This is a genomic window from Kitasatospora sp. NPDC059408 (assembly GCF_042751525.1).
GTDB lineage: Bacteria > Actinomycetota > Actinomycetes > Streptomycetales > Streptomycetaceae > Kitasatospora.
In genome coordinates this window covers 1-23,857 of sequence record NZ_JBHYWI010000038.1, presented here as the reverse complement: position 1 = coordinate 23,857, position 23,857 = coordinate 1, and the positions used below count along the sequence as shown (strand labels likewise).

Here is a 23,857-nt window from a genome sequence, read left to right as displayed (position 1 = left end):
AAGAGCACAGAGAAGTAGAGAAGTGGGGACGAGCCCTCCGCCGTAGGGGGCTCGCCCGACACAGAACGGGTCATTTAGGCTGGTGACGTGCTCATCCTTGTTCGTCGTCGCCACGTGGACCTGCTCCGCGTGACGAGCATGTCCTGTCGACGCTCCGGCTGAACCTCGCGCCACCACCCTCAGGGCGGCCCCAACCGGGCCGCCACCACCACCCGGCACCCGGAGCACGCGCCGCACCAGGCCACCGCTCCGCCCTCCCCCGGTCGACCACCGGGACCGGCCGGGACGAGACCCAGCGGATGTCACCCATGACGCAGCAGCACACCCTGTCCCACCTCCAGTCACTCCCGGTGATCGACCTCTCGCTCGCCGACGGCGGCCCCGAGGACCGCCGCCGCCTGCACGACGAGCTCCGCGCCGCCGCCACCGGCGTCGGCTTCTTCCAGCTCGTCGGCCACGGCATAACCCCGGCCGAGACGGCCGCTCTCACCGAAGCGATGCGGGCCTTCTTCGCCCTCCCCGAGGCCGACCGGCTCGCCGTGAGCAACCTGAACTCCCCCCACTACCGCGGCTACACCCGCACCGGCGACGAGCGCACCGGCGGCAGCCAGGACTGGCGCGACCAGCTGGACATCGGTGCCGAGCTGCCCCCGCACGTCCCCGGCCGGGGCGAGCCGCCGTACTGGTGGCTGGAGGGTCCGAACCAGTGGCCCACGGCGCTCCCCGAGCTGCGCACCGCGGCCCTCGGGTGGATCGACCGCCTCGGCTCCGTCGCCCGCCGCCTGCTGCACGAACTCCTCACCGCGATCGGGGCCCGCCCCGACTTCTACGACGCCGCCTTCGCCGGCCACCCCCACCTGCGGCTCAAGCTCGTCCGCTACCCCGGCACCGCCCCGGACGGCGCCGGCCAGGGTGTCGGCGCGCACAAGGACTACGGCTTCATCACGCTGCTCCTCCAGGACACCGTCGGCGGGCTCCAGGTCGAGCGCCCGGACGGCACCTTCCTCGACATCCCGCCACTGGAGGGCGCCTTCGTCGTCAACCTCGGCGAGCTGCTGGAGGTCGCCACCGACGGCTACCTCAAGGCCACCAGCCACCGCGTGGTCAGCCCGCCCGGAGCGCACGAGCGCTACTCGGTGCCGTTCTTCTACAACCCCCGCCTCGACGCCCACATCGAGCCGCTCGACTTCCCGCTCGCGCACCACGCCCCCGGCGCGACCGAGGACCCGGACAACCCGCTGTTCGCCGAATTCGGGCAAAACGAGTGGAAGGGGTACACAAGGGCCCATCCTGAGGTCACCCGCCGCCACCACCCCGGCCTGGCGGAGACCGCCTCCCGCTGAACCGGCCGTCGCCCCGCCCCGCCGGTCGCGTGCCCCAGAGCGGCAACGCCCCAAAACAGCAGGGCCCCGGAGCGGCAGTGTCCCGGATCGACAGTGATCCGGGTCGACAGCGCTCAAGGACGCGGTGGACCGGCGGGGCGGGCACTGTCACACTGCTGCTGTTACAGCACGAGTGTGCCAGCGCGGCGGGAGGCGGCGGATGGGGGAGCACGGGGCCGTGGCGGGTGAGGTCCGGCTGACGGTGGACGAGCTGGCGGCGCGGGCCGGGGTCACGGTGCGGACCGTCCGGTTCTACGGGACGAAGGGGCTGCTGCCGCCGCCCGAGTTGGGGCCGCGCCGCGTCGGGCTGTACGGCGTCACGCACCTGGACCGACTGGGGCTGATCGAGGAGTTGCAGCGCCAGGGGCTGACGCTGGCCGCGATCGAGCGCTACCTCGCCCGTCTGCCGGAGGACAGCACGCCGCTGGACCTCGCCATCCACCGCGCTCTGGTGGCCTCCTGGACCCCGGAGGCGGCCGAGGAGGTCGGACGGGAGCAACTGGAACGCCGGGCCGGGCGCGAGCTGTCCGAGGAGCAGGTGGACCGGCTCCTCGCGATGGGGGCGCTGGAACGGACGGCCGACCCGGAGGTGTTCCGGGTGGATCCGGGGCTGCTCCCGCTGGGGGTGCGCATCCTGGACGTGCCGATCCCGCTGGAGACACTGCTGGCCGCCCGGGCCGTGGTGCTGGAGCACAGCCGGGCCACGGCGCGGGAGTTGCACCGGCTCTTCCGGGAGACGGTGTGGAAGCCCTATCGGGAGAGCGAACCCGCACCGGACGATCTGGTGCGGATGAAGGCGCTGACCGACCACATCCAGCCGATGGTGGCACAGGCACTCGTGACGGCGTTCCAGCGGTCGCTGCGCGACGAGTTGGGTGAGGCCGTGCGTGACACGGCCCCACCCGCCCAAGACTGACGGATCCCTCGGCGCACCCGGGGCGCACCTCGGGAAGCGCCCATGAGACGAAGGACCTCCGCCTCAGGCAGCGCACCTCAGGCGGAGATCCCCGGCAGCGTCCCCAGCCGGAGACCCCTGGCAGAGTCCCCAGTCGGAGTCCCCAGTCGGAGTCCTCAGTCGGAGAACGTCCGCCCCTCCGCCGCCATCCGCTCCAGCAGTGCAGGCGGCGCGAACCGCTCGCCGTAGGCGGCGGCGAGCTCGCGGGCCCGGGCCGCGAAGCCGGCCGGGCCGCCCTCGTAGCCGTTGATGTACTGGAACACGCCGCCGGTCCAGGCCGGGAAGCCGATGCCGAGGATCGAGCCGACATTCGCGTCGGCGACGGAGGTCAGGACGCCCTCCTCCAGGCAGCGCACCGAGTCGAGCGCCTCACTGAACAGCATGCGCTCCTTGAGGTCCTCGAAGGGCACCTCGGCGTCGGCGCGGGTGAAGTGCTCGCGCAGCCCCGGCCAGAGCCGCCCGCGCCGGCCGTCCTCGCCGTACTCGTAGAAGCCGGCGCCGCCGCTGCGGCCGGGGCGGCCGAACTCGTCGACCATGCGGTCGACGACCGCGTCGGCCGGGTGCGGCGTCCAGGTGCCGCCGACCGCCTCGGTGGCGCGGCGGTACTCGTCGCGGATCTTGCGGGGCAGGGTGAGGGTGAGCTCGTCCATCAGCGAGAGCACCTTGGCGGGGTAGCCGGCCTGGGCCGCGGCCTGCTCGATGCTGGCGGGCTCGATGCCCTCCCCGACCATGGCGACGCCCTCGTTGAGGAACTGGCCGATCACCCGGGAGGTGAAGAAGCCGCGCGAGTCGTTGACGACGATCGGGGTCTTGTCGATCTGCCGGACGAGGTCGAAGGCACGGGCGAGGGCCTCGTCGCCGGTCTGCGGACCGCGGATGATCTCTACCAGCCGCATCTTGTCGACCGGCGAGAAGAAGTGCAGGCCGATGAAGTCGCCCACGCGCTGCACGCCTTCGGCGAGCACGCCGATGGGCAGGGTGGAGGTGTTGGAGCAGAGCAGCGCGTCGGGGGCGACGACGCCCTCGATCTCCTGGAACACCTTGTGCTTGAGCTCGGTGTTCTCGAAGACGGCCTCGATCACCGCGTCGCAGCCGGCCAGGTCGGCCGGGTCGCCGGTGGGGGTGATCCGGGCGAGCAGCTCGTCGCGCTTGGCCTCGGTGGAGCGGCCCCGGGCGACGGCCTTGTCCAACAGGCCCGCGCTGTAGGCCTTGCCGCGCTCGGCGGCCTCGACGCTGACGTCCTTGAGCACGACCTCGATGCCGGCCTTGGCGCACGCGTAGGCGATGCCCGCGCCCATCATGCCCGCGCCGAGCACGGCGACCTTGCGGACCGTCCGCTTCTCGACGTCCTTCGGGCGGCCGGCGCCCGAGTTGACGGCCTGCATGTCGAAGAACAGGGCCTGGATCATGTTCTTGCTGGTCTGCCCGCAGGCCAGCTCGGTGAAGTAGCGGGCCTCGATCACCATGGCCGTGTCGATGTCCACCTGGGAGCTCTCGACGGCGGCGGCGAGGATGTTGCGCGGGGCCGGGTAGGGCGCGCCGGCCAGCTGCTTGCGCAGGTTGGCCGGGAAGGCGGGCAGGTTGGCGGCGAGCGCCGGGGTCGACGGGGTGCCGCCGGGGATCTTGTAGCCCTTGACGTCCCAGGGCTGGACGGCGGTCGGGTTGGCCGCGATCCAGGCCCGCGCCTTCGCCGTCAGCTCCTCCGGGGTGGCGGCGAGTTCGTGGACGATGCCCTGCTCCAGCGCCTGCGCCGGGCGGTACTGGCGGCCCTGGAGCAGTACCTTGAGCAGGGCGTCGGCGATGCCGAACAGCCGCACCGTGCGGACCACCCCGCCGCCGCCCGGCAGCAGGCCGAGGGTCACCTCGGGCAGGCCGATCCGGCTGGCGGGGGTGTCCAGGGCGATCCGGTGGTGGCAGGCGAGCGCGATCTCCAGCCCACCGCCGAGGGCGCTGCCGTTGACGGCCGCGACGACCGGCTTGCCGAGGGTCTCCAGGGTGCGCAGCGCGCGCTTGAGCCGCATCGACTTCTCGAAGACGGCGGCGGCGTCCTCGGGGCGGGCGGCGGAGAGCATCCGGAGGTCTCCCCCGGCGAAGAAGGTCTTCTTGCCCGAGGTGACGACGACGCCGCGCAGCTCGTCCGAGGCGGCGAGGCCGGCCAGCCGCTCGACGACGGTGTCGAAGTCGGCGGTGAAGGCGTCGTTCATGGTGTTGACGGACTGGGTGGGGTCGTCGAGGACGAGGGTGACCACGCCGTCCTGGTCCTGCTCCCAGCGGATGGTGGTGGTGTCGCTCATGAGGTCAGGGTCTCCGGGGATCCGAGGAACGGGGAGGTCAGATGCGCTCGACGACGGTGGCGATGCCCATGCCGCCGCCCACGCACAGGGTGACGAGGCCGTAGCGCAGGTCGCGCCGCTCCAGTTCGTCGATCACGGTGCCGATCAGCATCGCGCCGGTGGCGCCGAGCGGGTGGCCGAGCGCGATCGCGCCACCGTTGACGTTCACCTGGTCGTGGCGGAAGCCGAGTTCGCGGATGAAGCGCAGTGCGACGGCGGCGAAGGCCTCGTTGATCTCGACCAGGTCGATGTCGGCGGCGGTGAGCCCGGCCTTGGCGAGGGCCTTGCGGGTGGCCGGGGCGGGGCCGGTGAGCATGATGGTCGGCTCGGAGCCGGAGACGGCGGCGGAGACGATCCGGGCGCGGGGGCGCAGCCCGTACCGCTCGCCGACCTCGCGGTTGCCGATGGCGACCAGCGCGGCGCCGTCCACGATGCCGGAGGAGTTGCCGGCGTGGTGGACGTGGTCGATGGCCTCGACCCAGTGGTACTTCTGCAGCGCGACGGCGTCGAAGCCGCCGGCGTCGCCGATCTGGGCGAAGGAGGGCTTGAGGCCGGCCAGGGTCTCGACCGTGGTGCCGGGGCGGATGAACTCGTCGCGGTCCAGGACCACCAGGCCGTTGCGGTCGCGCACCGGGACGACCGAGCGGTCGAAGAGGCCGTCCGCCTGGGCCTTGGCGGCGCGGGCCTGGGACTCGGCGGCGAAGGCGTCCACGTCGGTGCGCGAGAGGCCCTCGATGGTGGCGATCAGGTCGGCGCCGATGCCCTGCGGGGCGAAGTTGGTCTCGTAGGCCGTCATCGGGTCGGCGAACCAGGCGCCGCCGTCGGAGGCCATCTTCACCCGGGACATGGACTCCACGCCGCCGGCCAGGATCAGGTCCTCCCAGCCGGAACGGACCTTGGCGGCGGCCAGGTTGACGGCCTCCAGGCCGGAGGCGCAGAAGCGGTTCTCCTGCACGCCGGCGACGGTGTCGGGCAGGCCGGCCGCGATGGCGGCGATCCGGGCGATGTCGGATCCCTGGTCGCCGATCGGGCTGACGACGCCGAGCACGATGTCGTCGATCGCGGCCGGGTCCAGGTCGGGGAAGCGGCCGCGCAGCTCGTGGATCAGGCCGACGACCAGGTCGATCGGCTTGGTGCCGTGCAGCGAGCCGGTGGCCTTGCCCCGGCCGCGCGGGGTGCGGATCGCGTCGTAGACGTACGCTTCGGTGGTCACGGTGGGAACGCCTTTCGGGGCTTCGGGACTTCGGGACTTCGGGACTTCGGGACTTCGGGGCTGCAGGGCTTAGGGGCCGGAGGACGAGGAGAACCGGGAGATCCGGGAGGGCCGGAGGCCGGAGGCCGGACGGAAGAGCGTCAGCCGAGGATGGAGCGGCCGACGATCTCCTTCATGATCTCGGTGGTGCCGCCGTAGATGGTCTGGATGCGCCCGTCGGTGAACGCCCGGGCGACCGGGAACTCGCTCATGTACCCGTACCCGCCGTGCAGTTGGAGGCACCGGTCGGCGGTGCGCTTCTGCAGTTCGGTGGCCCACCACTTGGCCATCGAGGCGTCCGCCGGGGTGAGGGCGTAGCGGTTGTGCTCGGTGATGCAGCGGTCGACGAACGCCCGGGTGACGGCGCACTCGGTGGCGAGCTCGGCGATCTCGAAGCGCACGTGCTGGAGCTTGGCGAGCGGACGGCCGAAGGCCTCGCGCTGCTTGACGTAGTCGGTGGTGATCTCGACCAGGTACTCGGCCCCGGCGATCGCGGCGACGGCGATCGCGAGGCGCTCCTGGGCGAGGTTCTGCATCAGGTGGACGAACCCGCCGTTGAGCTCGCCGAGCAGGTTCTCCTTCGGCACCCGGACGTCCTCGAAGAACAGCTCGGCGGTGTCCTGGGACTTCTGGCCGATCTTGTCGAGGTTGCGGCCGCGCTCGAAGCCGGGCGTGCCGCGCTCGACGACGAGCAGGCTCAGGCCGTGCGCGCCGCCCTCGGGGGTGGTGCGGGCCACGACGATCACGAGGTCGGCGAGGATGCCGTTGGAGATGAAGGTCTTGGCGCCGTTGAGCAGGTAGTGGTCGCCCTGGTCGACCGCCTGGGTGCGGATGCCCTGGAGGTCGGAGCCGGTGCCGGGCTCGGTCATCGCGATCGCGGTGATGATCTCGCCGCTGCAGAAGCCGGGCAGCCAGCGGCGCTTCTGCTCCTCGGTGGCGAGCGAGGTGAGGTAGGGGCCGATGATGTCGTTGTGCAGCCCGATCGCCAGCCCGGGGACGCCCGCGCGCGCGAACTCCTCGGCCAGCACCGCGGCGTAGCGGAAGTCCGGGGCCCCACCGCCGCCGAACTCCTCCGGGGCGGCGATGCCGAGCAGCCCCTGCCGCCCGGCGGCGAGCCAGGCGGAGCGGTCGACGATGCCGGCCTTCTCCCAGCGGTCGTAGTGCGGCAGGACTTCCTTGGCGAGGAACGACCGGACGGTGTCCCGGAAGTCGTCGTGCTGCTCGGTGAAGATGTCGCGCTGCAACGCTACGCTCCTTGGTCTGCTGCGGAGTTGTCCGGGTCGGGGCTCAGGAGGGGCACGTCCCAGTCGCGGGCCACCTCGGCGGTGTGCGCGCCGGGCCTGGCCGGCGGGCGGCGCAGCGAGCCCGGGGTGGCGGAGAACCGCGGGGCGGGGGCGGGCTGGGTGACGCCGTCCGCCTCGACGTAGGTGCCGCGCGCCGTCAGGTGGGCGTCGGCGACGGCCTGGCGCAGCGTCAGGACGGGTTCCACGCAGGCGTCGGAGCCGGCGAAGACGGCCTCCCACTCGGCGCGGGTGCGGGTGGCGAAGCGTTCGGCGATCAGGGTGCGCAGTTCGGGCCAGCGGGCGAGGTCGTGCTGGCCGGGCGCGTCCGGGCCGAGGCCGAGCAGGCGGGCGAACTCGGCGTAGAAGCGCGGCTCCAGCGCGCCGACGGCGAGGTGACCGCCGTCCGCCGCCCGGTAGACCGCGTAGAAGGGGGCGCCGCCGTCGAGCAGGTTCACGCCCCGGCGGTCCTGCCAGTGGCCGGCCGCGAGCAGGCCCCACAGCATGCTGCCGAGGTGCGCGGCGCCGTCCACGATCGCCGCGTCGACGACCTGGCCGGTGCCGGTGGCGCGGGCGTGGTGCAGGGCGGCGAGCAGGCCGACGACGAGGTAGAGCGAGCCGCCCGCGTAGTCGCCGAGCAGGTTCGCGGGGATCCCGGGCGCCTCCTCGGCCCCGCCGGGGGCGGCGACCAGCCCGAGCACGCCGGCGACCGCCGCGTAGCCGATGTCGTGTCCGGCCCGCGCGGAGCGCGGCCCCTCCTGCCCCCAGCCGGTCATCCGGCCGTACACCAGCGCGGGGTTGCGCGCGAGGCAGGCGTCCGGGCCGACGCCGAGCCGCTCGGCGACCCCGGGCCGGTAGCCCTCGATGAGCAGGTCGGCCCGCTCGACGAGGTCGAGCACCCGGGCAGGCCCGTCCGGGGACTTGAGGTCGATCAGCACCGAGCGCTTGTTGCGGTTGGTGACGTCCCGCGCCGGGTCGATGCCGAGCGGCGAGGGGTCGGGCCGGTCCACCCGCACCACGTCGGCGCCGAGGTCCGCGAGCAACATACCGGCGAACGGCCCGGGGCCGATCCCCGCGAGCTCGACCACCCGCACACCCGCCAACGGACCGCCACCCGAGGCCTGGGAACCACTGGTGTCACGCACTGGCTGCAGAACCCTTCGGGGTTTGACAGTAAAGCTGTAACACTCGCGATGATAGAGAAGCGACCCGCCGGTAACAAGACCTCGACACCCCAACCCTCCGCGCCGCGACGACCACGGAGAGTCCCTCCGCCCGCTGACGGCGCTACCCAATAACGTCTTCGCGCTGCGAGGGGCACCTCCTCCGCACCGGGAAATGTGAGCCACGCAGGGGGAACCCGGACTTCACCACCCGGCCGGGGGCGAGGCGGTCGGATGTGAGCCGATTCCGTGAGGCGGACGACGGGGGTAATGGTCTAGGGTGCACTGGATCTATTACGGATGACACGGGGGAACCGTCATGACCGTTGCCGGACGCACGATCGTCACCGAGACCGGACGGCTGCTGCTGACGCGGCCGCAGGACGACGACGTGGAGGCGGTGTTCGCCGTTCACGGGGATCCGGAGACCAACCGGTACAACCCGCACGGGCCGCACCGGGAGCGCTCGGAGAGCCGGGCGATGCTGGACGGCTTCGTGGCGCAGTGGACGCGGGACGGGGTCGGGTACTGCACGGTGGCGACGCGCGAGGAGCCGGGGGTGGTGATCGGGTTCGCGGGGGTGTGCTTCCACACGCTGGACGCCGAGCCGGTGTTCAACCTCTACTACCGGTTCCGGCCCGCCGCCTGGGGGCTCGGGTACGCGGCCGAGGCGGCCCGGGCCGCGCTCGCGGAGGCCCTGCCCCGGTTCCCCGGCCTGCCGGTGACCGCGCTGATCCGTGCCGACAACCTGCCGTCGCGGCGGCTGGCCGAGCGGCTCGGGCTGGTCCCGGACCCGGACGGCAGGGTCGACCACGAGGAGCGCCTGATCCACCGGATGCCCTGAGACCCCACCCCGCCCCACCCCGCCCCTTCACCTCCCCTCACCCTCCCTCTCCCCCCTCCCCCTCCCCCTGGCGCAGGACCCCGTTGCCGGATCCCCCGCCAGGGGGAGGGGGATCGTTTCCAGGACCGACGTGCCGCCCCCGCCCCCGGCGCGACCGTAGGGGCATGAGGAACAAAGAGGATGTGGTGCGGGGCGTCGCGGCCGGAGTCGCGATGGCCTCGACGGTGCCCTACCTGACGCTCAAGTCGTTCTGGCTGAGCGGGTCCGAGGTCGGCGTGCGCGACCCGGGCTCCATGGACAAGCTCTGGCTGCTCAACCTCATCACCTTCGGGATGGACGCGATCGCCCTGGCACTCGCGCTCACCTTCGTCCGGCCGTGGGGCCGACGGGTGCGGGCCGGACTGGTGGCCTTCCCGATGTGGGTGGCGACCGGGCTGCTCGGAACGATCCTGGTGGCCGTGCCGGTGACACTGATCGCCGGGCTGGTGCTCGGCCCGGAGCACCAGAACGCGGCGCAGCAGGCCGACGACGGCCTCGCGGGCTGGGTGTTCGGGCTGGTGTACGGCGGGTTCTCGGTGCAGGGCGTGGCACTGATCCTCGCCTTCGTCCTGTACGCCCGCCGGCGCTGGGCGGGCCTGCTGCACGACCGGATCGGCGACCTGCCGGACTCCCCCACGCTCGTCGTGCAGCGCGTCTTCGCGGGCGTGGCCGCGCTGCTCGGGCTGGGCGTCGCGGTGGTCCGGGCGTACTGGGCGGCGGGCGGGACGGTCGGGCTGCCGCTGCAGTGGGCCGAGGAGCGCAGCAGGTCGATCGCGACGATGGACGCGGTGACGGCGCTGATGGCGGTGGCCGCCGCCGGTGCCCTGCTGGTGCTGGTGTTCCGGATCGGGCCGGGGCGGCGGCTGCGGACGCCGTTCGCGGTGGCGTGGACCGCGGCCGGGTCGGTCTTCGCCTGGGGCGCCTGGCAGTTGGTGGCGTTCGGAAGCACGACGACCGTCCCGGACCTGCCTCACGCGGTGCCCGGGCTGATGGTCCTGGTGGAGGCCGGGCAGGTCGTGGCCGGCCTGCTGGTCCTGGCGGCGGGCGCGATGGCGCTGACCGAACGGGCGGCGGCCGCCGCCGCGAGGCCGTCGCCTGCCGTAGAGTCGCGCGCGTGACCACGGGGGCGGGCAGGTGAAGACGGGCGCGCGGGCGCAGCGGCAGGGGCGGATCCGGCGGACGGCGGAGACGCTGTTCGGACGACGAGCACGGCTGCGCTGGGTGCACCTGGTACTCGGCGGCGCCCTGCTGATGCCGTACTGGCTGCTGTCGCAGGTACTGCTCGGGGCGCTCAACAACAACCAGTCCCACCTGCGCCAACTCCTGCTCCAGCTCCTCTCGGTGGGCACCTCGCTGCCGATGGCCGCCGTCACCGCCCTGCTGCCGACCGTCCGCACGCTGGAGAGCGCGGCGGCGCGGGCCCTGTGCACGCCCGACCGGCCCGAGGCGCTGGCCACCGGCCCGGCCCGGTCGTGGGCGGCCCGGCGCCGCGCGGCCGGCTGGTACGTGCTGCACCTGTTCCTCGGCGGGGTGGTCGCCGGCATGACGCTGGCCGGGGCGCCGTTCGCGGTCGTGCTCATCTTCGACTTCCCGGGAGCCAACGACCTCACCCACTACTGGGAGCGGGGCTTCCCGGGCTGGATGCTCACCGGCGTCGCCCTCGGCCTGGCCGTCCTGGCCCTGATCGCCGGCACCAACGCGGCGTGCGGCGCGCTGCTCGCCCGCTGGGCGCCCGTCCTGCTCGGCCCGACCCCCGAGGAACGGCTGGCCGTGGCCGAACGCCGGGCCGCCGTGCTCGCCCAGCGCAACCGGCTGGCCCGGGAACTGCACGACTCGGTCGGGCACGCGCTGAGCGCCGTCGGCATCCAGGCCTCGGCGGCGGCCAGGGTGCTGCGCAGCGACCCGGACTTCGCCGCCGAGGCGCTGGCCGCGATCGAGGAGACCGCGCGGGCCGCCGTCGCCGAACTCGACACCGTGCTCGGGCTGTTGCGCGAGGAGGAGACCGGAGACGGACCCGCCGGCCCCACCCTGACCGGGCTGGACGACCTGCTGCGCCAGCTCGCCCGCACCGGCGTGCGGGTCGACGCCGAGCTCTCCCCCGGCCTGGACCGGCTAGCGCCGGCGGTCTCCCGCGAGGCGTACCGGATCGTCCAGGAGGGCCTGACCAACGTGCTGCGGCACGCCGGGCCCGCGCCGGCCGCGCTGCGGGTGGCCCTGGCGGACGGCCGGGTGGACATCGAACTGACCAACCCCCTGGGCTCCGCGCGCCCCAGCCGCCCCGGCGGCGGGCGCGGGCTGCGCGGCATCGGGGAACGGGCAGCGGCGCTGCGCGGCGGCAGCGAGGCGGGGCCGACCGGGGACGGCACGGCGTGGCGGCTGGCCGTCTGGCTGCCCGCCGGTCGATAGGAACGGATGGAACGCCGGCCGATCAGCCACCGGACACCGGACATCGACCACACTCCCACCGGACGCGACCGATGCGAACCGACACCGACCGACGCCGACCGAGCGCCGCCCAGACGCCAACCGAACGCGAACCAACGCCGACCGAACGCCAACCAACCGACGGGGAAGACGAGATGACGGGGAACATCCGCGTGGTGATCGCGGACGACGAACGGCTGGTCCGGATGGGCCTGCGGGTGGTGATCGACGCCGAGCCGGACCTCGACGTCGTCGGCGAGGCGGCGGACGGCGCCGAGGTCGTGCCACTGGTGCGCGAACTGCGGCCGGACGTCGTGCTCATGGACGTCCGGATGCCCGGCATCGACGGGATCCGGGCGACGAAGCAGCTGGTCGGCGGGATGGCCGAGCCGCCGCGGATCCTCGTCGTGACCACCTTCGAGCACGACGACCACGTGTACGAAGCGCTGCGGGCCGGTGCCGCCGGGTTCCTGCTGAAGCGGGCGCGGGCCGAGGAGATGGTGCAGGCGGTACGGCTGGTCGCCCGCGGGGACTCGCTGCTGTTCCCGGCGGCCGTCCGGGAGCTCGCCCTGCGGCACGCGCCCGCGGCCGCCCGCGGCGCCGCCGCCCCGGACCGGGGGCCGATCGGGCGGCTGACCGAGCGCGAGGCCCAGGTGCTGCGGCTGATGGCCACCGGGCTGAACAACGGGGAGATCGCGCGGGAGCTGGTCGTCAGCCAGGAGACGGTGAAGACCCACGTCGGCAGCGTGCTCGCGAAGCTCGGCGCCCGGGACCGCACCCAGGCGGTGATCGCGGCGTACGAGTCGGGATTCGTGCTCCCCGGCTGAGCCGCTCGGGGTTCGCGCTCCCGGGCTGAACCGCTCGGGATTCGTGCTCCCCGGCTGAGCCGCTCAGCGCCCTCCACGCAGGAACGATTCTTTCGTCCGGCCACTACCTGCGAGTAGAGTGCTTCGATCCCCTGCCCGTCCGATACCTCCCGTATCGCCTGAAACGAACTGGTGGCCGCATGTCAGTCCGGACCCGCCCGGCGCTGTGGTGGCGCATGGGCATCGCGCTGTCGGCATTCCTCGGTCTGACGCTCGGCAACGCGTCGCTCGTGTACTTCACCGTGCAGAGCAACGTCATCGTGCTCGGCTACTTCATCGGCGCGGCCTACTGGATGCTCAAGCGCGGCACCGTGGACGCGCCCGCGCCCAGACTGCGCGGCGCCGCCACGCTGTACATCGTCATCACCGGGCTGGTCTCGCACATCCTGCTCCAGCACGGCGCCAACCCGCTGCCGGGGCTCGTCGACGGGCCGGACAAGCTGGCGCACTGGTCGTCGTTCTTCCTGCACTACGTGACGCCGTTGATGGTGGTCGCCGACTGGCTGCTGCTCAAGCCCCGCAACGCCTCCGCCTGGCGGGACATCCCGCTCTGGCTGGCCTTCCCGCTCGGGTACGCGGCGATCGTGCTCACCCGCAACGCGCTGTTCGCCGACTTCCCGCTGAAGTACCCGTACTTCTTCTTCGACCCGACCGCCAAGGGCTACGGCTACGTGTGGGGTCAGATCGGCATGCTGACGGTCGAATTCGTCGTGCTCGGCGCGGCCGTGGTCGGCCTGGACCGGCTGGGCACACTGGTCGCGGGCAAGCTGCGGCCCGCCGCCACCGAGGCGTAGCACCGAACCCCTGCGGCCGGTCGATCACCCGTGGGATCCGCCCACGCGTGCTCAGATCCGCCAGGAGCGGATCCGGTCGGCCGCCGTGTAGACGTCCGCCCTGCCCTCGGCGACGTCCCGGGCCAGCTCCACCAGCGCCCCGTACGGAGGGTCGACGCCCTCGCCGGCGGCATGCATGTACGCGGCCGTGGTCATGCATGCGTACAGGTTGTTGCGCACCGGGAGCGGCCGCAGCAGGACGATCGTGTGCATCAGCGTCGCGGCGCACCACGCGGCGTCGGCCTCGTGCCCGAGCTGCGCGGTGTTGACCCGGTGCCGGGCAACGGCGGCCTGGAGCGCCGAGTAGTCCCGCACGCTGAGGTCCTCCGGCGAGGCGTGCTCCTGGACGTCCAGCAGCCAGCGCAGATCGACGTGCAACACCGTCACGCCCGCCCCCTCACGCGGCGGGCGCGTCCTCCGGGAACGCCGCGTCGAACTCCGCGCGGTGCTCCTTCCAGAAGGACACCGCGTGATCGACGAAGACCCGCCGCTGCTGCTCCCGCACGCTCAGGTCGTGCACGTACGCCTTGACACTCTTCCCGTCCGCGGCCGCCGCCGCCCGGATCGCGGCGAGCTCGTGCTCGGTGTACTCGATGTTGAGCGCTGGCATGACCCCGATGCTACTGGCTCCCAAGGCAGTTGAACACCGGACCGCACCACGGCGCGGAAGGACGGCTTCGACGGTCCGGGCGTCCCGCCGGACCCGCGGGTGCCGGTGTTCACCCCCGACGAGCGGGCCGGGCTCAGGGACTCGGCCCTGAGCCCGGCCTGCCGGGTGCTGTTGGACGGAACAACATCGGTGGGCGGGAGCAGGCCACGGCTACATCGGGGCCACCGCCCTCAGCTCCCCGTCCAGCTCCAGCCACCGCGTGAGACCGAGGCCGCGCAAGAACGGCAGGTCGTGGCTGGCCACGATCAGCGCGCCCTGGTAGGCGGCGAGCGCCTGGGTGAGCTGGCGAACGCTGGCGAGGTCCAGGTTGTTGGTCGGCTCGTCGAGCAGCAGGAGCTGCGGCGGCGGGTCGGCCAGCAGCAGGGCGGCCAGGGTGGCCCGGAACCGCTCGCCGCCGGAGAGCGTGACGGCCGGCTGGTCGGCCCGCCCGCCGCGGAACAGGAAGCGGGCGAGCCGGGCGCGGATCGCGTTGTCCCCGGCGGCGGGGGCGAACCGCTTGACGTTCTGCGCGACGGTGAGCCCGTCGTCCAGCAGGTCGAGCCGCTGGGGCAGGTGGCGCAGCGGCACCGGCGTGGTGACCTCCCCCGCCGGCGGGGCGAGTTCGCCCGCGATGGTGCGCAGCAGGGTGGTCTTGCCGCTGCCGTTGCCCCCGACCAGCGCGATCCGCTCGGGGCCGCGCAGGTCGAGGTCGGCGGTGGCGCCGTTGGGCAGCCGGACCTTCTGCAGGGTGAGCACGGTGCGACCGGCCGGGACGGCGGTGCGCGGGAGGTCGATCCGGATCTCGGCGTCGTCGCGGACCGCCTCCTCGGCGGCGGTGAGCCGCTGCTTGGCCTCCTCCAGCCGCTCGGTGTGCATGCCGGTGAGCCGGCCCGCCGTCTCCTGGCCCTGGCGTTTGAGCATGCCGGCGAAGATGTGCGGGTCGTTGCGGGTGACCGAGCGCTTCTTGCCGTAGCTGGCGCTGCGGTCGAGCCGGATGCGGGCGTCGGCGAGGTCCCGCTTCTGGCGCTGGACGTCGGCCTCGGCGTTGCGCAGGAGCCGCTCGGCCGTCTCCTGCTGGGCGGCGAGCGTGCGCTCGTACTCGGTGAAGTTGCCGCCGTACCAGGTGATCCGGCCGTCGCGCAGGTCGGCGATCTGGTCGACGTGTTCGAGCAGTTCGCGGTCGTGGCTGACGATCAGCATGACGCCGCGCCAGCCGGCCACCGTCTCGTAGAGCCGCTCGCGGGCGGCACGGTCGAGGTTGTTGGTGGGCTCGTCGAGCAGGAGGACGTCGGGGCGGCGCATCAGCAGGGCGGCCAGCCGCAGCAACACGGCCTCGCCGCCGGAGAGTTCGCCGGTGGTGCGGTCGAGGTCGAGCCGCTGGAGGCCGAGCTTGTCGAGGGTGGCGCGGGCGCGCTCCTCGACGTCCCAGTCGTCTCCGACGGCGTCGAAGTGGTGCTGGGCGGTGTCGCCGGACTCGATGGCGTGCAGGGCCTCGCGGGCGGCCCGGACGCCGAGCGCCTCGTCCACGCGCAGGGCGGTGTCGAGCGTCAGCCCCTGGGGCAGGTAGCCGAGTTCGCCCGCGACGCGGACGGTGCCGCCGGAGGGCGTGAGGTCCCCGGCGATCAGCCGCAGCAGTGTGGACTTGCCGGCGCCGTTGAGCCCGATCAGGCCGGTGCGGCCGGGGCCGACGGCGAGCTGGAAGCCGTCGAGGACGGACTTGCCGTCGGGCCACTCGAAGTCGAGGTCGGTGCAGAGGACGGCGGTGGTGGGTTGTGCCATGGTCGGCCTCCCGGTTGGTTGCTGGTGGAGAAACGGGGTGAGCAACACGGGGAGACACCGCGGGTGCGGAAGGGCGCGAAAGGGCTCGGCGGAAAACGGCGGGAAGCGGCGGAGAACGGCAGAACGCGGCGGAGGACAGCTGAGAAGAACGCCGCACGAGCCGTGGGGAACCACAGGGGCCGTGACCGAGGTCGCACACCATGACGCACACCGCGCGGCGAAGCGGCCTGCGCGGCGGGGCGGTGTCCTGGGACCTCAGTAGTTCAACGGCCTGCTCCTGTTCGGGTGACTGACGGACACGACGCTACGGACCCCGCGCACCGCTCCGCAACCGAATTTCCGTACGCCCTGCGGACCGGCGTCGGAGCCGCGGGACCGGCGCCGGCGAAGGCGGCAATGCCGAGGTGCCGATCCGGTGCCGATCCCGTGACAGCCTCGTCGCAGTCGGGGGCGGACGTGAGAAAGCCCTTATGCGGCATGGCAGACTCCTCACCTGCCATACCTGCGGCCCTCGCGGCCGTACCCGCGGATCGGGCCGTATGGCGTTCATTCACAGGGGGAACAGAACACGATGTCATCGATATCCCGGACCACCCGTGCCGCCCTGGGCGCCTCCGTCGTCGCGCTGACGATGGTGCTGGCCTCGGCGTGCGGCCCGGACAACAGCGACAGCTCGACCGGGGCGCAGACCGCGGCGCCCACCACCGCTGCCGCGGCGGGCGACACGGCCAAGCCGGGCGCCGCGCCGATCAAGCTCCCGACGGTCGACGAGATCAAGAAGTGGAAGCCCGAGGACTGGGAGAAGTGGGCCCAGGCCAACGTCATCACCCCGGCCGTCAAGGGCTACTGGGACCTGCAGAAGATCCTTAAGGCGAAGCCGGTCAAGCCGGGCCTGGGCAACCAGCCCACCGGCCAGCCGACCGCCCCGGCCCCGACCGGCGCCGCGCCGGCGCCGGCCCAGCCGACCTCGCAGGCCCCGGTCCAGCCGCCGGCCGACGGCGGCAACGACCCGAAGCCGGCCCTGGTCCAGATGAAGCCGGTCCAGCACCCGTTCGCGAAGAACCTGAACGTCAACGGGAAGCTGTTCTTCATGGACGGCACCCAGGAGTACGTCTGCTCCGGCACCGTGATCTCCGACCCGGCCAACCCGGGCAAGAGCAACCTGGTGTGGACCGCGAGCCACTGCCTGCACGGGGGCAAGGGCGGCAAATCGCACACCAACATCGTCTTCGCCCCGGCCTTCAACAGCAACGGCGTGCTCAGCGGCGGCAAGCAGGGCTCGCTGGCGCAGGCCGAGCCGTTCGGCGAGTGGGGCGCCACCGCCGGCATCGTGTCGCCGACCTGGGCCGGTGAGGCCGACCCGGAGAGCGGCGGCCCGTGGAGCCAGTACGACTTCGGCATCGTCCGGGTCGCCAACCCGGACGGCGGCGGCAAGTCGCTGGAGGAGACGGTCGGCGGCTCCGTGCCGGTCTGGTTCAACGCCCCGCGCGACCAGATCACCGCGGTCAGCAGCTACGGCTACCCGGCCGCCAAGCCGTTCGACGGCATGGAGCTGGACCACTGCGACGGCCCGAAGCCGGCGCGCCGCACCATCGACCCGTCCCGCCCGGCCATGCTGACCTCCGGCTGCAACGGCACCGGCGGTGACAGCGGCGGCGGCTGGTTCGCGATGAAGGACGGCAAGCAGGTGCTGGTCTCGGACACCTCCATCGGTGGCGAGGACAACACCTGGGAGGCCGGGCCGTACCTGGACGACGTCGCGGCCAAGGCGCTGGACTACATCTCGAAGAAGACGAAGTAGCACCACGCAGGAGCACCACGAAGCAGCACCGCGCGGGAGCAAGCCGAGCGCCTGAACGCATGAACGTCCAGGCGAGTGAGCACCGGGGTCGTGGCTGGGAACAGCCGCGACCCCGGTGTTTTCCGCCCGGGGCCCGCGGCTCCGTAGAATCGGCCCCATCATGAGCGCCACACTCGTAGTCAAGGACCTCAGCGCCGGCCACGGCGAACGCACCCTCTTCTCCGGCCTGAACCTGGTCGTCGCCCCCGGCGACGTGATCGGCCTGGTCGGCGTGAACGGCGCCGGCAAGTCGACCCTGCTGCGGCTGCTGGCCGGGCTGGACACCCCGGAGGCGGGCTCGCTGCGGCTCAGCCCGGCGAGCGCCAACGTCGGCCACCTGCCGCAGGAGCCGGAGCGGCGCGAGGGCGAGTCGGTGCGCGACTTCCTGGCCCGGCGCACCGGCGTCGCGGCCGCGCAGGCCGAGCTGGACGCGGCCACCGAGGGCCTGGTCGAGGGCCGCCCGGGCGCCGACGACGCGTACGCGACCAGCCTGGACCGCTGGCTCGACCTCGGCGGCGCCGACCTGGAGGAGCGCGCCGAGGAGGTCGCCGACTCGCTCGGCCTGAAGGTCTCGCTCGACCTGCCGATGACGGCGCTGTCCGGCGGCCAGGCCGCCCGGGCCGGCCTCGCCTCGCTGCTGCTCTCCCGCTACGACGTCTTCCTGCTCGACGAGCCCACCAACGACCTCGACCTGGACGGCCTGGAGCGGCTGGAGGCCTTCGTGAAGGGCCTGCGCGCCGGCACCGTGCTGATCAGCCACGACCGCGAGTTCCTGGCCCGGACGGTCACCAAGGTGCTGGAGCTGGACCTGCACCAGCAGCAGGTCAACCTGTACGGCGGCGGCTACGAGGCGTACCTGGAGGAGCGGGCGGTGGCCCGCCGGCACGCCCGCGAGGAGTACGAGGAGTACGCCGACACCAGGTCCTCGCTGGAGGCGCGCGCCCAGATGCAGCGCAACTGGATGGAGCACGGCGTCCGCAACGCCCGCCGCAAGAGCGGCGACAACGACAAGAACGCCAAGGCGAAGCGCACCGAATCCACCGAGAAGCAGGCCTCCAAGGCCCGGCAGACGCAGCGGATGATCGAGCGGCTGGACGTGGTCGAGGAGCCGCGCAAGGAGTGGGAGCTGCGGATGGAGATCGCCACCGCGCCGCGCTCCGGCTCCGTCGTCGCCACCCTGCGCGCGGCCGTCGCCCGCCGCGGCGACTTCTCCTTCGGCCCGGTGGACCTGCAGATCGACTGGGCCGACCGGATCGCGATCACCGGCGCCAACGGCGCGGGCAAGTCCACGCTGCTGGCCGCCCTCCTCGGCCGGCTCGAACTCGACGGCGGCAGCGCCGTGCTGGGCTCGGGCGTCGTGGTCGGCGAGGTCGACCAGGCGCGCGGGCACATCTTCAAGAACGAGCACAGCCTGGGCGGGGAGCCGCTGGTGGAGGCGTTCTCCGCCGCCGTGCCGGAGCTGTCGCCGGAGGACGTGCGCACGCTGCTCGCCAAGTTCGGCCTCAAGGCGGTGCACGTGCTGCGCCCGGCCGCCACCCTCTCCCCCGGCGAGCGCACGCGCGCCGCGCTGGCGCTGCTCCAGGCGCGCGGGGTCAACCTGCTCGTGCTGGACGAGCCCACCAACCACCTGGACCTGCCCGCGATCGAGCAGCTGGAGTCCGCGCTCGCGTCGTACACCGGCACGCTGCTGCTGGTCACGCACGACCGGCGGATGCTGGACACCGTCACGGTGAACCGGCGCCTGGAGGTCCGGGACGGACGGGTGCACGAGCTGTAGCAGCTGCACGTCCGGACCGGGCGCAGCACGGCGCGCACGACACGCGGCACTTGGCGGTTCCGCCGGGATTGGTCTCGACCTCTTCCCGGCGGAACCGTCATGTGCTGTGCTGTCCGCCATGGTTGAGAGTGCAGAGAGCGCAGTGGCGGAGACGGCCCACCCGACCGTCCCGCACACCCCGATGACCGTGCCGGCCCACGAGGCCGAGGCCCGCAGCAGGTCGTTCCACGACGTGATGGCGCAGCGCCGCACCGTCCGCGACTACTCCACCCGCCCGATCCCGGACGGCGTGGTCGAGTGGGCGGTCCGCACCGCCAACACCGCGCCCAGCGGCGCGCACGTGCAGCCGTGGCGGTTCGTGGTGATCACCGACCCGGAGCGCAAGCGGCGGCTGCGCGAGGCCGCCGAGGCGGAGGAGCGCGAGTTCTACGCGCACCGGGCCTCGGAGGAGTGGCTGACGGCGCTGGCGCCGATCGGCACCGACTGGCACAAGCCGTTCCTGGAGGACGCGCCGGCGGTGATCGTCGTGTTCGAGGTGCACAAGGGGCCGGGCTCGCCGCGCCCGTACTACACGAAGGAGTCGGTGGGCATCGCGGTCGGGCTGCTGCTGGCCACGCTGCACCAGGCCGGACTGGCCACGCTGACCCACACGCCGAGCCCGATGAAGTTCCTGAACGAGGTGTGCGAGCGCCCGGCGGAGGAGCGCGCCGCGTACGTGATCCCGGTCGGCTACCCGGCCGAGGGGGCGCGCGTGCCGGACCTGCGGCGCAAGGAGCTCGACGAGGTGCTCGTGCGGCTCTGAGCGCTCCCGCGACCGCGGGGCCGCGGACGTCCGCCTCCCGCGTGCTTCCGGTCCACGGCGGACGCCGCTGGTGACAGGTCCTGGCCAAGGACATAATCGCCGTCATGAGCGACGCACAGCCACGGTCCTGTGACCACCACCCGGCGGCGCCGGGCGAGGCCACCGCCGGCCGGCCCCCGGAGCTGCTGCGGCTGGCCGGCGGCGTCTCGCTGCACCGTCGGCTCAGCACGCACACGGCCGCGCTCACCAGGGCCGTCCGCGCCAACCTGGACCACCTGCGGCCCTGGCTGGAGTGGGCGGCCGAGGCGCCGAGCCGGGCCAGGACAGCCCGGCTGACCAGGGCCGGCACGGCGGCCTGGGACGCCGGCACCGACTTCATGTACCTGGTCGGACTGGACGCCGAACCCGGCAGCGTGATCGGCGCGTTCGGCCTGCACGGCCGGATCGGCCCCGGCGCGCTGGAGATCGGCTACTGGGTGAGCGCCCGGCACGTCGGCCGCGGCATCGCGACCACCGGGGCCGGGGCGCTGACCTCGGCCGCGCTGGCGCTGCCCGGGATCGCCCGGGTGGAGATCCGCTGCGACCAGGCGAACGGCGCCAGCGCGGCCGTCCCGCGCAAGCTCGGCTACCGGCTGGAGCGGATCGCCGACGCCGCCGTCCGGGCCCCGGCGGAGACCGGACGGCAGCAGGTGTGGGTCAAGGAGCGGTAGGACCCGGGCCGCTCAGTAGCGCCCGCCGGTCGCCGACGGGATCGCGTCCAGCTCGGCGAGGTCCGCCGCGGAGAGCACGACGTCGGCCGCGCCGGCGTTGTCCACCAGGTAGCGCGGGGTCCGGGTGCCCGGGATCGGGAAGACGTACCGGCCCTGCGCCAGCGTCCAGGCCAGCGCGACCTGCGCGGGCGTCGCGCCGATCCGCTCGGCGACCTCCCTGACCTTCGCGACCAGCGCCAGGTTCGCCTTGAGCGCGTCCTGCTGGAAGCGCGGCAGCCGGCGGCGGAAGTCGTCGGCGGGCAGCTCGTCGAAGGAGGAGATGCTGCCGGTCAGGAAGCCGCGGCCGAGCGGCGAGAACGGCAGGAACGCGATGCCCTGCTCCTCGGTGTACGGCAGGACGCCGGCCAGGGCGTCCCGGGTCCAGAGCGAGAGCTCGGACTGCACGGAGGCCACCGGGTGCACCGACTGAGCCCGCTTGATCTCCTCGACGGTCGCCTCGGACAGGCCGATCCGCCGCGCCTTGCCGGCCTGGACGACCTCGGCGAAGGCGCCCCAGGTCTCCTCGATCGGGACGGCCGGGTCGACCCGGTGCAGCTGGTAGAGGTCGACGTGGTCGGTGCCGAGGCGGCGCAGGCTCTCGTCGATCGAACGCCGCACGTGCTCGGGGCGCCCGTTGCGGTCCCCCTGACCGCTGCCGCCCGGGACGATGCCGACCTTGGTGGCGAGGAACGCGCGCTCGCGGTACGGGCCGGCGAGGGCGGCGCCGACCACCTCCTCGTTGGTGTAGGGCCCGTACATGTCGGCGGTGTCGATCAGCGTGACGCCGAGGTCCAGCGCCTGGCGGATCACCTGGACGGACTTCTCGTCGTCCCGGTTCCCCACGTCGTAGGCGTGGGTCATCCCCATGCAGCCGAGGCCGAGGACGCCGATCTCCGGGCCGTTGAGTCCGAACGGGGCGGTGCGCATGATGACGGTTCTCCGATCTGGTGGCTCAGTTCCGGTGGCCCGGTTCCCGTGGCCCGGCGGGCCGTCCCGCTCAGCGGGCCAACGGGGAACAGCCTCCACCTTGGAGTGCACTCAAGGTCAAGCGGCACGGTTCCGGGCCCGTGCGGAACCGTGCGGAACCGTCTCCTTAAACGCGTCCTAAAACCTGCTCACGGCGGGCCCCCGGGACCGGGGAAGTGCTTGACGTGCACAGCTGGTCTAGTCCAGTTTGATCCTCAGCACCCCACGCAGCTCCCCGCACACACAGCTCCCCCGCACCGGACCACGCCCCCAGTCGGCCGCCCGCCCGCGCCCCCACCTGTGCGGCGCGGGCGGCCCACCGTCCCCGAGAGGCACCCCCATGCCCACCGCGCCCCACGACGCCCCCGCGCACCGCCGGTCCCCGGGCCGCACCAAGCTGTTGAGCCTCGCCGCGGCCACCGCGCTCGCGGCCGGCGGCCTCGCCGCCCTCGCCGGGAACGCCGGCGCCGCCGACACCAACCTGCTCGCCAACGCCGGCTTCGAGAGCGGCTCGCTGAACCCGTGGAGCTGTTCCGCCGGGACCGGAAGCGTCGTCAACTCCGGCGCCCACGGCGGCACCTACGCGCTCAAGGGCGCGGCGAGCGCGAGCGACACCGCGCAGTGCGGACAGACCGTCAGCGTGCAGCCCAACACGACGTACTCGCTGAGCGCCTGGGTGCAGGGCCAGTACGTGTACCTCGGCGCCACCGGCAACGGCGTCACGGACCCGGCCACCTGGACCCCCGGCGGCACCGGCTGGCAGCAGCTGTCGACCGGTTTCACCACCGGCCCGAGCACCACCAGCGTCACCGTCTACCTGCACGGCTGGTACGGGCAGGGCACCTACCTCGCCGACGACGTCACCCTCACCGGCCCCGGCGGCGGAGGGCCCAGCCCGACCGCCACGCCGACCGTGACGCCCACCGGCACCCCGACGGGCACCCCGACCGGCGGACCGGGCACCCCGCCGCCGAACGTCGCCCTCCCGGTCGCCCCCTACATCGACATGGGCGCCTGGCCCACGCCGTCCATGCCCGACATGGCCAAGGCCGGCAACCTCAAGGGCTACACGATGGGCTTCGTGACCGGTGTCGGCTGCAAGGCCAGCTGGTTCAACGCCTACGACCCGCGCACCGGCTGGGCCAAGGACCAGGTGGACGCGCTGCGCGCGGCCGGCGGCGACGTCAAGCTCTCCTTCGGCGGCGCGAGCGGCACCGAACTCGCCGCCGCCTGCAGCACCGTGGACTCGCTGTTCGCCGAGTACGACGCCGTGGTCAAGGCCTACAACCTGCGCTACGTCGACTTCGACATCGAGGGCGCGGCGATCGCCGACACCGCCTCCAACGACCGCCGCTCGGCCGCGCTCGCCAAGCTCCAGCAGGCCAACCCGGGCCTCAAGGTGTCGTTCACCCTGCCCGTCCTGCCGGAGGGCCTGACCTCCGACGGCGTCGCCATCGTCAAGTCGGCCCGGGACGCGGGCGTGAGCGTCGACCTGGTGAACATCATGGCGATGGACTACTACCGCTCCGGCACCGACTACGGCAACGCCGCCGTCCAGGCCGCGCAGGCCCTGTTCGGCCAGCTCAAGGCGCTGTACCCGGCGAAGACCGACGCGCAGCTGTGGGCCGCGGTCGGCGTGACCCCGATGATCGGCGAGAACGACGACCACCAGGTCTACAACCAGGCGGCCGCCCAGCAGTTGGTGACCTTCGCCCAGCAGAACCACCTCGGCCTGCTGGCCTTCTGGGACGCCACCCGGGACGCCAACGCGTGCACCGGCGGTTCGCTGTCCAAGTGCACCAACATCCCGCAGCAGCCGTACGAGTTCGCCAAGATCTTCGCGAAGTACGCGGGCTGACCAGGGGATTCCCTGCGGCGGGGGGGCGCGGGGGGGGCGCGGGGGGGGCGGTGGGCCGGGGGGGGG

General features: G+C 73.1%; 20 protein-coding genes. 12 read left to right on the top strand and 8 right to left on the bottom strand.

What is annotated here, in order from left to right:
- Window positions 1-308: 308 nt before the first annotated feature.
- Both ACFXDE_RS24300 and ACFXDE_RS24295 read left to right on the top strand, forming a co-directional pair.
- The gene (locus ACFXDE_RS24300; RefSeq protein ID WP_380496879.1) at window positions 309-1,343 is read left to right on the top strand and encodes an isopenicillin N synthase family dioxygenase; all 1,035 of its coding nucleotides are present in this window, start codon (window positions 309-311) and stop codon (window positions 1,341-1,343) included.
- A 199-nt stretch (window positions 1,344-1,542) separates the two neighbouring features.
- Entirely contained in the window at window positions 1,543-2,298 is a 756-nt protein-coding gene (locus ACFXDE_RS24295; RefSeq protein ID WP_380496878.1) for a MerR family transcriptional regulator, read from the top strand.
- 155 nt (window positions 2,299-2,453) lie between these two features.
- Here the strand turns inward: ACFXDE_RS24295 and ACFXDE_RS24290 are convergent, their stop codons facing one another.
- From ACFXDE_RS24290 to ACFXDE_RS24275, 4 genes are all read right to left on the bottom strand, one after another.
- The gene (locus tag ACFXDE_RS24290) at window positions 2,454-4,631 is read right to left on the bottom strand and encodes a 3-hydroxyacyl-CoA dehydrogenase NAD-binding domain-containing protein (RefSeq protein ID WP_380496877.1); all 2,178 of its coding nucleotides are present in this window, start codon (window positions 4,629-4,631) and stop codon (window positions 2,454-2,456) included.
- A gap of 37 nt (window positions 4,632-4,668) precedes the next feature.
- On the bottom strand, window positions 4,669-5,883 hold the full coding sequence (locus tag ACFXDE_RS24285) for an acetyl-CoA C-acetyltransferase (protein ID WP_380496876.1): 1,215 nt from the start codon (window positions 5,881-5,883) through the stop codon (window positions 4,669-4,671).
- A 140-nt stretch (window positions 5,884-6,023) separates the two neighbouring features.
- Window positions 6,024-7,166, bottom strand: coding sequence for an acyl-CoA dehydrogenase family protein (locus ACFXDE_RS24280; RefSeq protein WP_380437483.1), 1,143 nt, complete (start codon window positions 7,164-7,166; stop codon window positions 6,024-6,026).
- Between the two features lie 2 nt (window positions 7,167-7,168).
- Window positions 7,169-8,347, bottom strand: coding sequence for a CaiB/BaiF CoA transferase family protein (locus tag ACFXDE_RS24275; protein ID WP_380496874.1), 1,179 nt, complete (start codon window positions 8,345-8,347; stop codon window positions 7,169-7,171).
- Between the two features lie 337 nt (window positions 8,348-8,684).
- Between ACFXDE_RS24275 and ACFXDE_RS24270 the strand changes: the two genes are divergently transcribed.
- From ACFXDE_RS24270 to ACFXDE_RS24250, 5 genes are all read left to right on the top strand, one after another.
- Complete coding sequence (locus tag ACFXDE_RS24270; RefSeq protein WP_380496873.1) at window positions 8,685-9,209, top strand: GNAT family N-acetyltransferase; 525 nt, start codon at window positions 8,685-8,687, stop codon at window positions 9,207-9,209.
- Between the two features lie 164 nt (window positions 9,210-9,373).
- On the top strand, window positions 9,374-10,366 hold the full coding sequence (locus ACFXDE_RS24265) for a hypothetical protein (RefSeq protein WP_380496872.1): 993 nt from the start codon (window positions 9,374-9,376) through the stop codon (window positions 10,364-10,366).
- A gap of 16 nt (window positions 10,367-10,382) precedes the next feature.
- A complete protein-coding gene (locus ACFXDE_RS24260) occupies window positions 10,383-11,654 on the top strand; it encodes a histidine kinase (RefSeq protein WP_380496871.1) in 1,272 nt (423 codons plus the stop codon).
- A gap of 173 nt (window positions 11,655-11,827) precedes the next feature.
- The gene (locus ACFXDE_RS24255) at window positions 11,828-12,499 is read left to right on the top strand and encodes a response regulator (protein ID WP_380496869.1); all 672 of its coding nucleotides are present in this window, start codon (window positions 11,828-11,830) and stop codon (window positions 12,497-12,499) included.
- 179 nt (window positions 12,500-12,678) lie between these two features.
- Entirely contained in the window at window positions 12,679-13,332 is a 654-nt protein-coding gene (locus ACFXDE_RS24250) for a Pr6Pr family membrane protein (RefSeq protein ID WP_380496868.1), read from the top strand.
- A gap of 51 nt (window positions 13,333-13,383) precedes the next feature.
- Here ACFXDE_RS24250 and ACFXDE_RS24245 read toward each other — a convergent pair whose 3' ends face one another.
- The 3 genes from ACFXDE_RS24245 to ACFXDE_RS24235 form a co-directional block, all read right to left on the bottom strand.
- Window positions 13,384-13,758: a toxin Doc gene (locus ACFXDE_RS24245; protein ID WP_380437497.1), complete on the bottom strand. Its 375-nt coding sequence runs from the start codon at window positions 13,756-13,758 to the stop codon at window positions 13,384-13,386.
- A gap of 10 nt (window positions 13,759-13,768) precedes the next feature.
- Complete coding sequence (locus ACFXDE_RS24240; protein ID WP_380437499.1) at window positions 13,769-13,981, bottom strand: hypothetical protein; 213 nt, start codon at window positions 13,979-13,981, stop codon at window positions 13,769-13,771.
- Window positions 13,982-14,191: 210 nt separating this feature from the next.
- Window positions 14,192-15,799, bottom strand: a complete 1,608-nt coding sequence (locus ACFXDE_RS24235; RefSeq protein ID WP_380496867.1) for an ABC-F family ATP-binding cassette domain-containing protein — start codon at window positions 15,797-15,799, stop codon at window positions 14,192-14,194.
- 571 nt (window positions 15,800-16,370) lie between these two features.
- On the opposite strand from ACFXDE_RS24235, the gene ACFXDE_RS24230 reads away from it, so the two are divergent.
- From ACFXDE_RS24230 to ACFXDE_RS24215, 4 genes are all read left to right on the top strand, one after another.
- Entirely contained in the window at window positions 16,371-17,600 is a 1,230-nt protein-coding gene (locus tag ACFXDE_RS24230; RefSeq protein ID WP_380496866.1) for a trypsin-like serine peptidase, read from the top strand.
- Window positions 17,601-17,760: 160 nt separating this feature from the next.
- The gene (locus ACFXDE_RS24225; RefSeq protein ID WP_380496865.1) at window positions 17,761-19,416 is read left to right on the top strand and encodes an ABC-F family ATP-binding cassette domain-containing protein; all 1,656 of its coding nucleotides are present in this window, start codon (window positions 17,761-17,763) and stop codon (window positions 19,414-19,416) included.
- A 118-nt stretch (window positions 19,417-19,534) separates the two neighbouring features.
- Window positions 19,535-20,218 carry a nitroreductase family protein gene (locus ACFXDE_RS24220; RefSeq protein WP_380437507.1) on the top strand — a complete coding sequence of 228 codons (684 nt, stop codon included), beginning with the start codon at window positions 19,535-19,537 and terminating at the stop codon, window positions 20,216-20,218.
- A gap of 104 nt (window positions 20,219-20,322) precedes the next feature.
- Entirely contained in the window at window positions 20,323-20,928 is a 606-nt protein-coding gene (locus tag ACFXDE_RS24215; protein ID WP_380496864.1) for a GNAT family N-acetyltransferase, read from the top strand.
- A gap of 12 nt (window positions 20,929-20,940) precedes the next feature.
- On the opposite strand, the gene ACFXDE_RS24210 is transcribed toward ACFXDE_RS24215, so the two are convergent.
- Complete coding sequence (locus ACFXDE_RS24210; RefSeq protein ID WP_380496862.1) at window positions 20,941-21,894, bottom strand: aldo/keto reductase; 954 nt, start codon at window positions 21,892-21,894, stop codon at window positions 20,941-20,943.
- Window positions 21,895-22,273: 379 nt separating this feature from the next.
- Between ACFXDE_RS24210 and ACFXDE_RS24205 the strand changes: the two genes are divergently transcribed.
- Entirely contained in the window at window positions 22,274-23,791 is a 1,518-nt protein-coding gene (locus tag ACFXDE_RS24205; protein WP_380496861.1) for a carbohydrate binding domain-containing protein, read from the top strand.
- The last annotated feature ends 66 nt before the right edge of the window (window positions 23,792-23,857 follow it).

Excerpts from the sequence above, each read along its gene's own strand:
- ACFXDE_RS24300 (WP_380496879.1), top strand. The coding sequence starts at position 309 with ATGACGCAGCAGCACACCCTGTCCCACCTCCAGTCACTCCCGGTGATC.
- ACFXDE_RS24295 (WP_380496878.1), top strand. The coding sequence starts at position 1,543 with ATGGGGGAGCACGGGGCCGTGGCGGGTGAGGTCCGGCTGACGGTGGAC.
- ACFXDE_RS24290 (WP_380496877.1), bottom strand. The coding sequence starts at position 4,631 with ATGAGCGACACCACCACCATCCGCTGGGAGCAGGACCAGGACGGCGTG.
- ACFXDE_RS24270 (WP_380496873.1), top strand. The coding sequence starts at position 8,685 with ATGACCGTTGCCGGACGCACGATCGTCACCGAGACCGGACGGCTGCTG.
- ACFXDE_RS24265 (WP_380496872.1), top strand. The coding sequence starts at position 9,374 with ATGAGGAACAAAGAGGATGTGGTGCGGGGCGTCGCGGCCGGAGTCGCG.
- ACFXDE_RS24255 (WP_380496869.1), top strand. The coding sequence starts at position 11,828 with ATGACGGGGAACATCCGCGTGGTGATCGCGGACGACGAACGGCTGGTC.
- ACFXDE_RS24250 (WP_380496868.1), top strand. The coding sequence starts at position 12,679 with ATGTCAGTCCGGACCCGCCCGGCGCTGTGGTGGCGCATGGGCATCGCG.
- ACFXDE_RS24240 (WP_380437499.1), bottom strand. The coding sequence starts at position 13,981 with ATGCCAGCGCTCAACATCGAGTACACCGAGCACGAGCTCGCCGCGATC.
- ACFXDE_RS24235 (WP_380496867.1), bottom strand. The coding sequence starts at position 15,799 with ATGGCACAACCCACCACCGCCGTCCTCTGCACCGACCTCGACTTCGAG.
- ACFXDE_RS24230 (WP_380496866.1), top strand. The coding sequence starts at position 16,371 with ATGTCATCGATATCCCGGACCACCCGTGCCGCCCTGGGCGCCTCCGTC.
- ACFXDE_RS24225 (WP_380496865.1), top strand. The coding sequence starts at position 17,761 with ATGAGCGCCACACTCGTAGTCAAGGACCTCAGCGCCGGCCACGGCGAA.
- ACFXDE_RS24220 (WP_380437507.1), top strand. The coding sequence starts at position 19,535 with ATGGTTGAGAGTGCAGAGAGCGCAGTGGCGGAGACGGCCCACCCGACC.
- ACFXDE_RS24215 (WP_380496864.1), top strand. The coding sequence starts at position 20,323 with ATGAGCGACGCACAGCCACGGTCCTGTGACCACCACCCGGCGGCGCCG.
- ACFXDE_RS24210 (WP_380496862.1), bottom strand. The coding sequence starts at position 21,894 with ATGCGCACCGCCCCGTTCGGACTCAACGGCCCGGAGATCGGCGTCCTC.
- ACFXDE_RS24205 (WP_380496861.1), top strand. The coding sequence starts at position 22,274 with ATGCCCACCGCGCCCCACGACGCCCCCGCGCACCGCCGGTCCCCGGGC.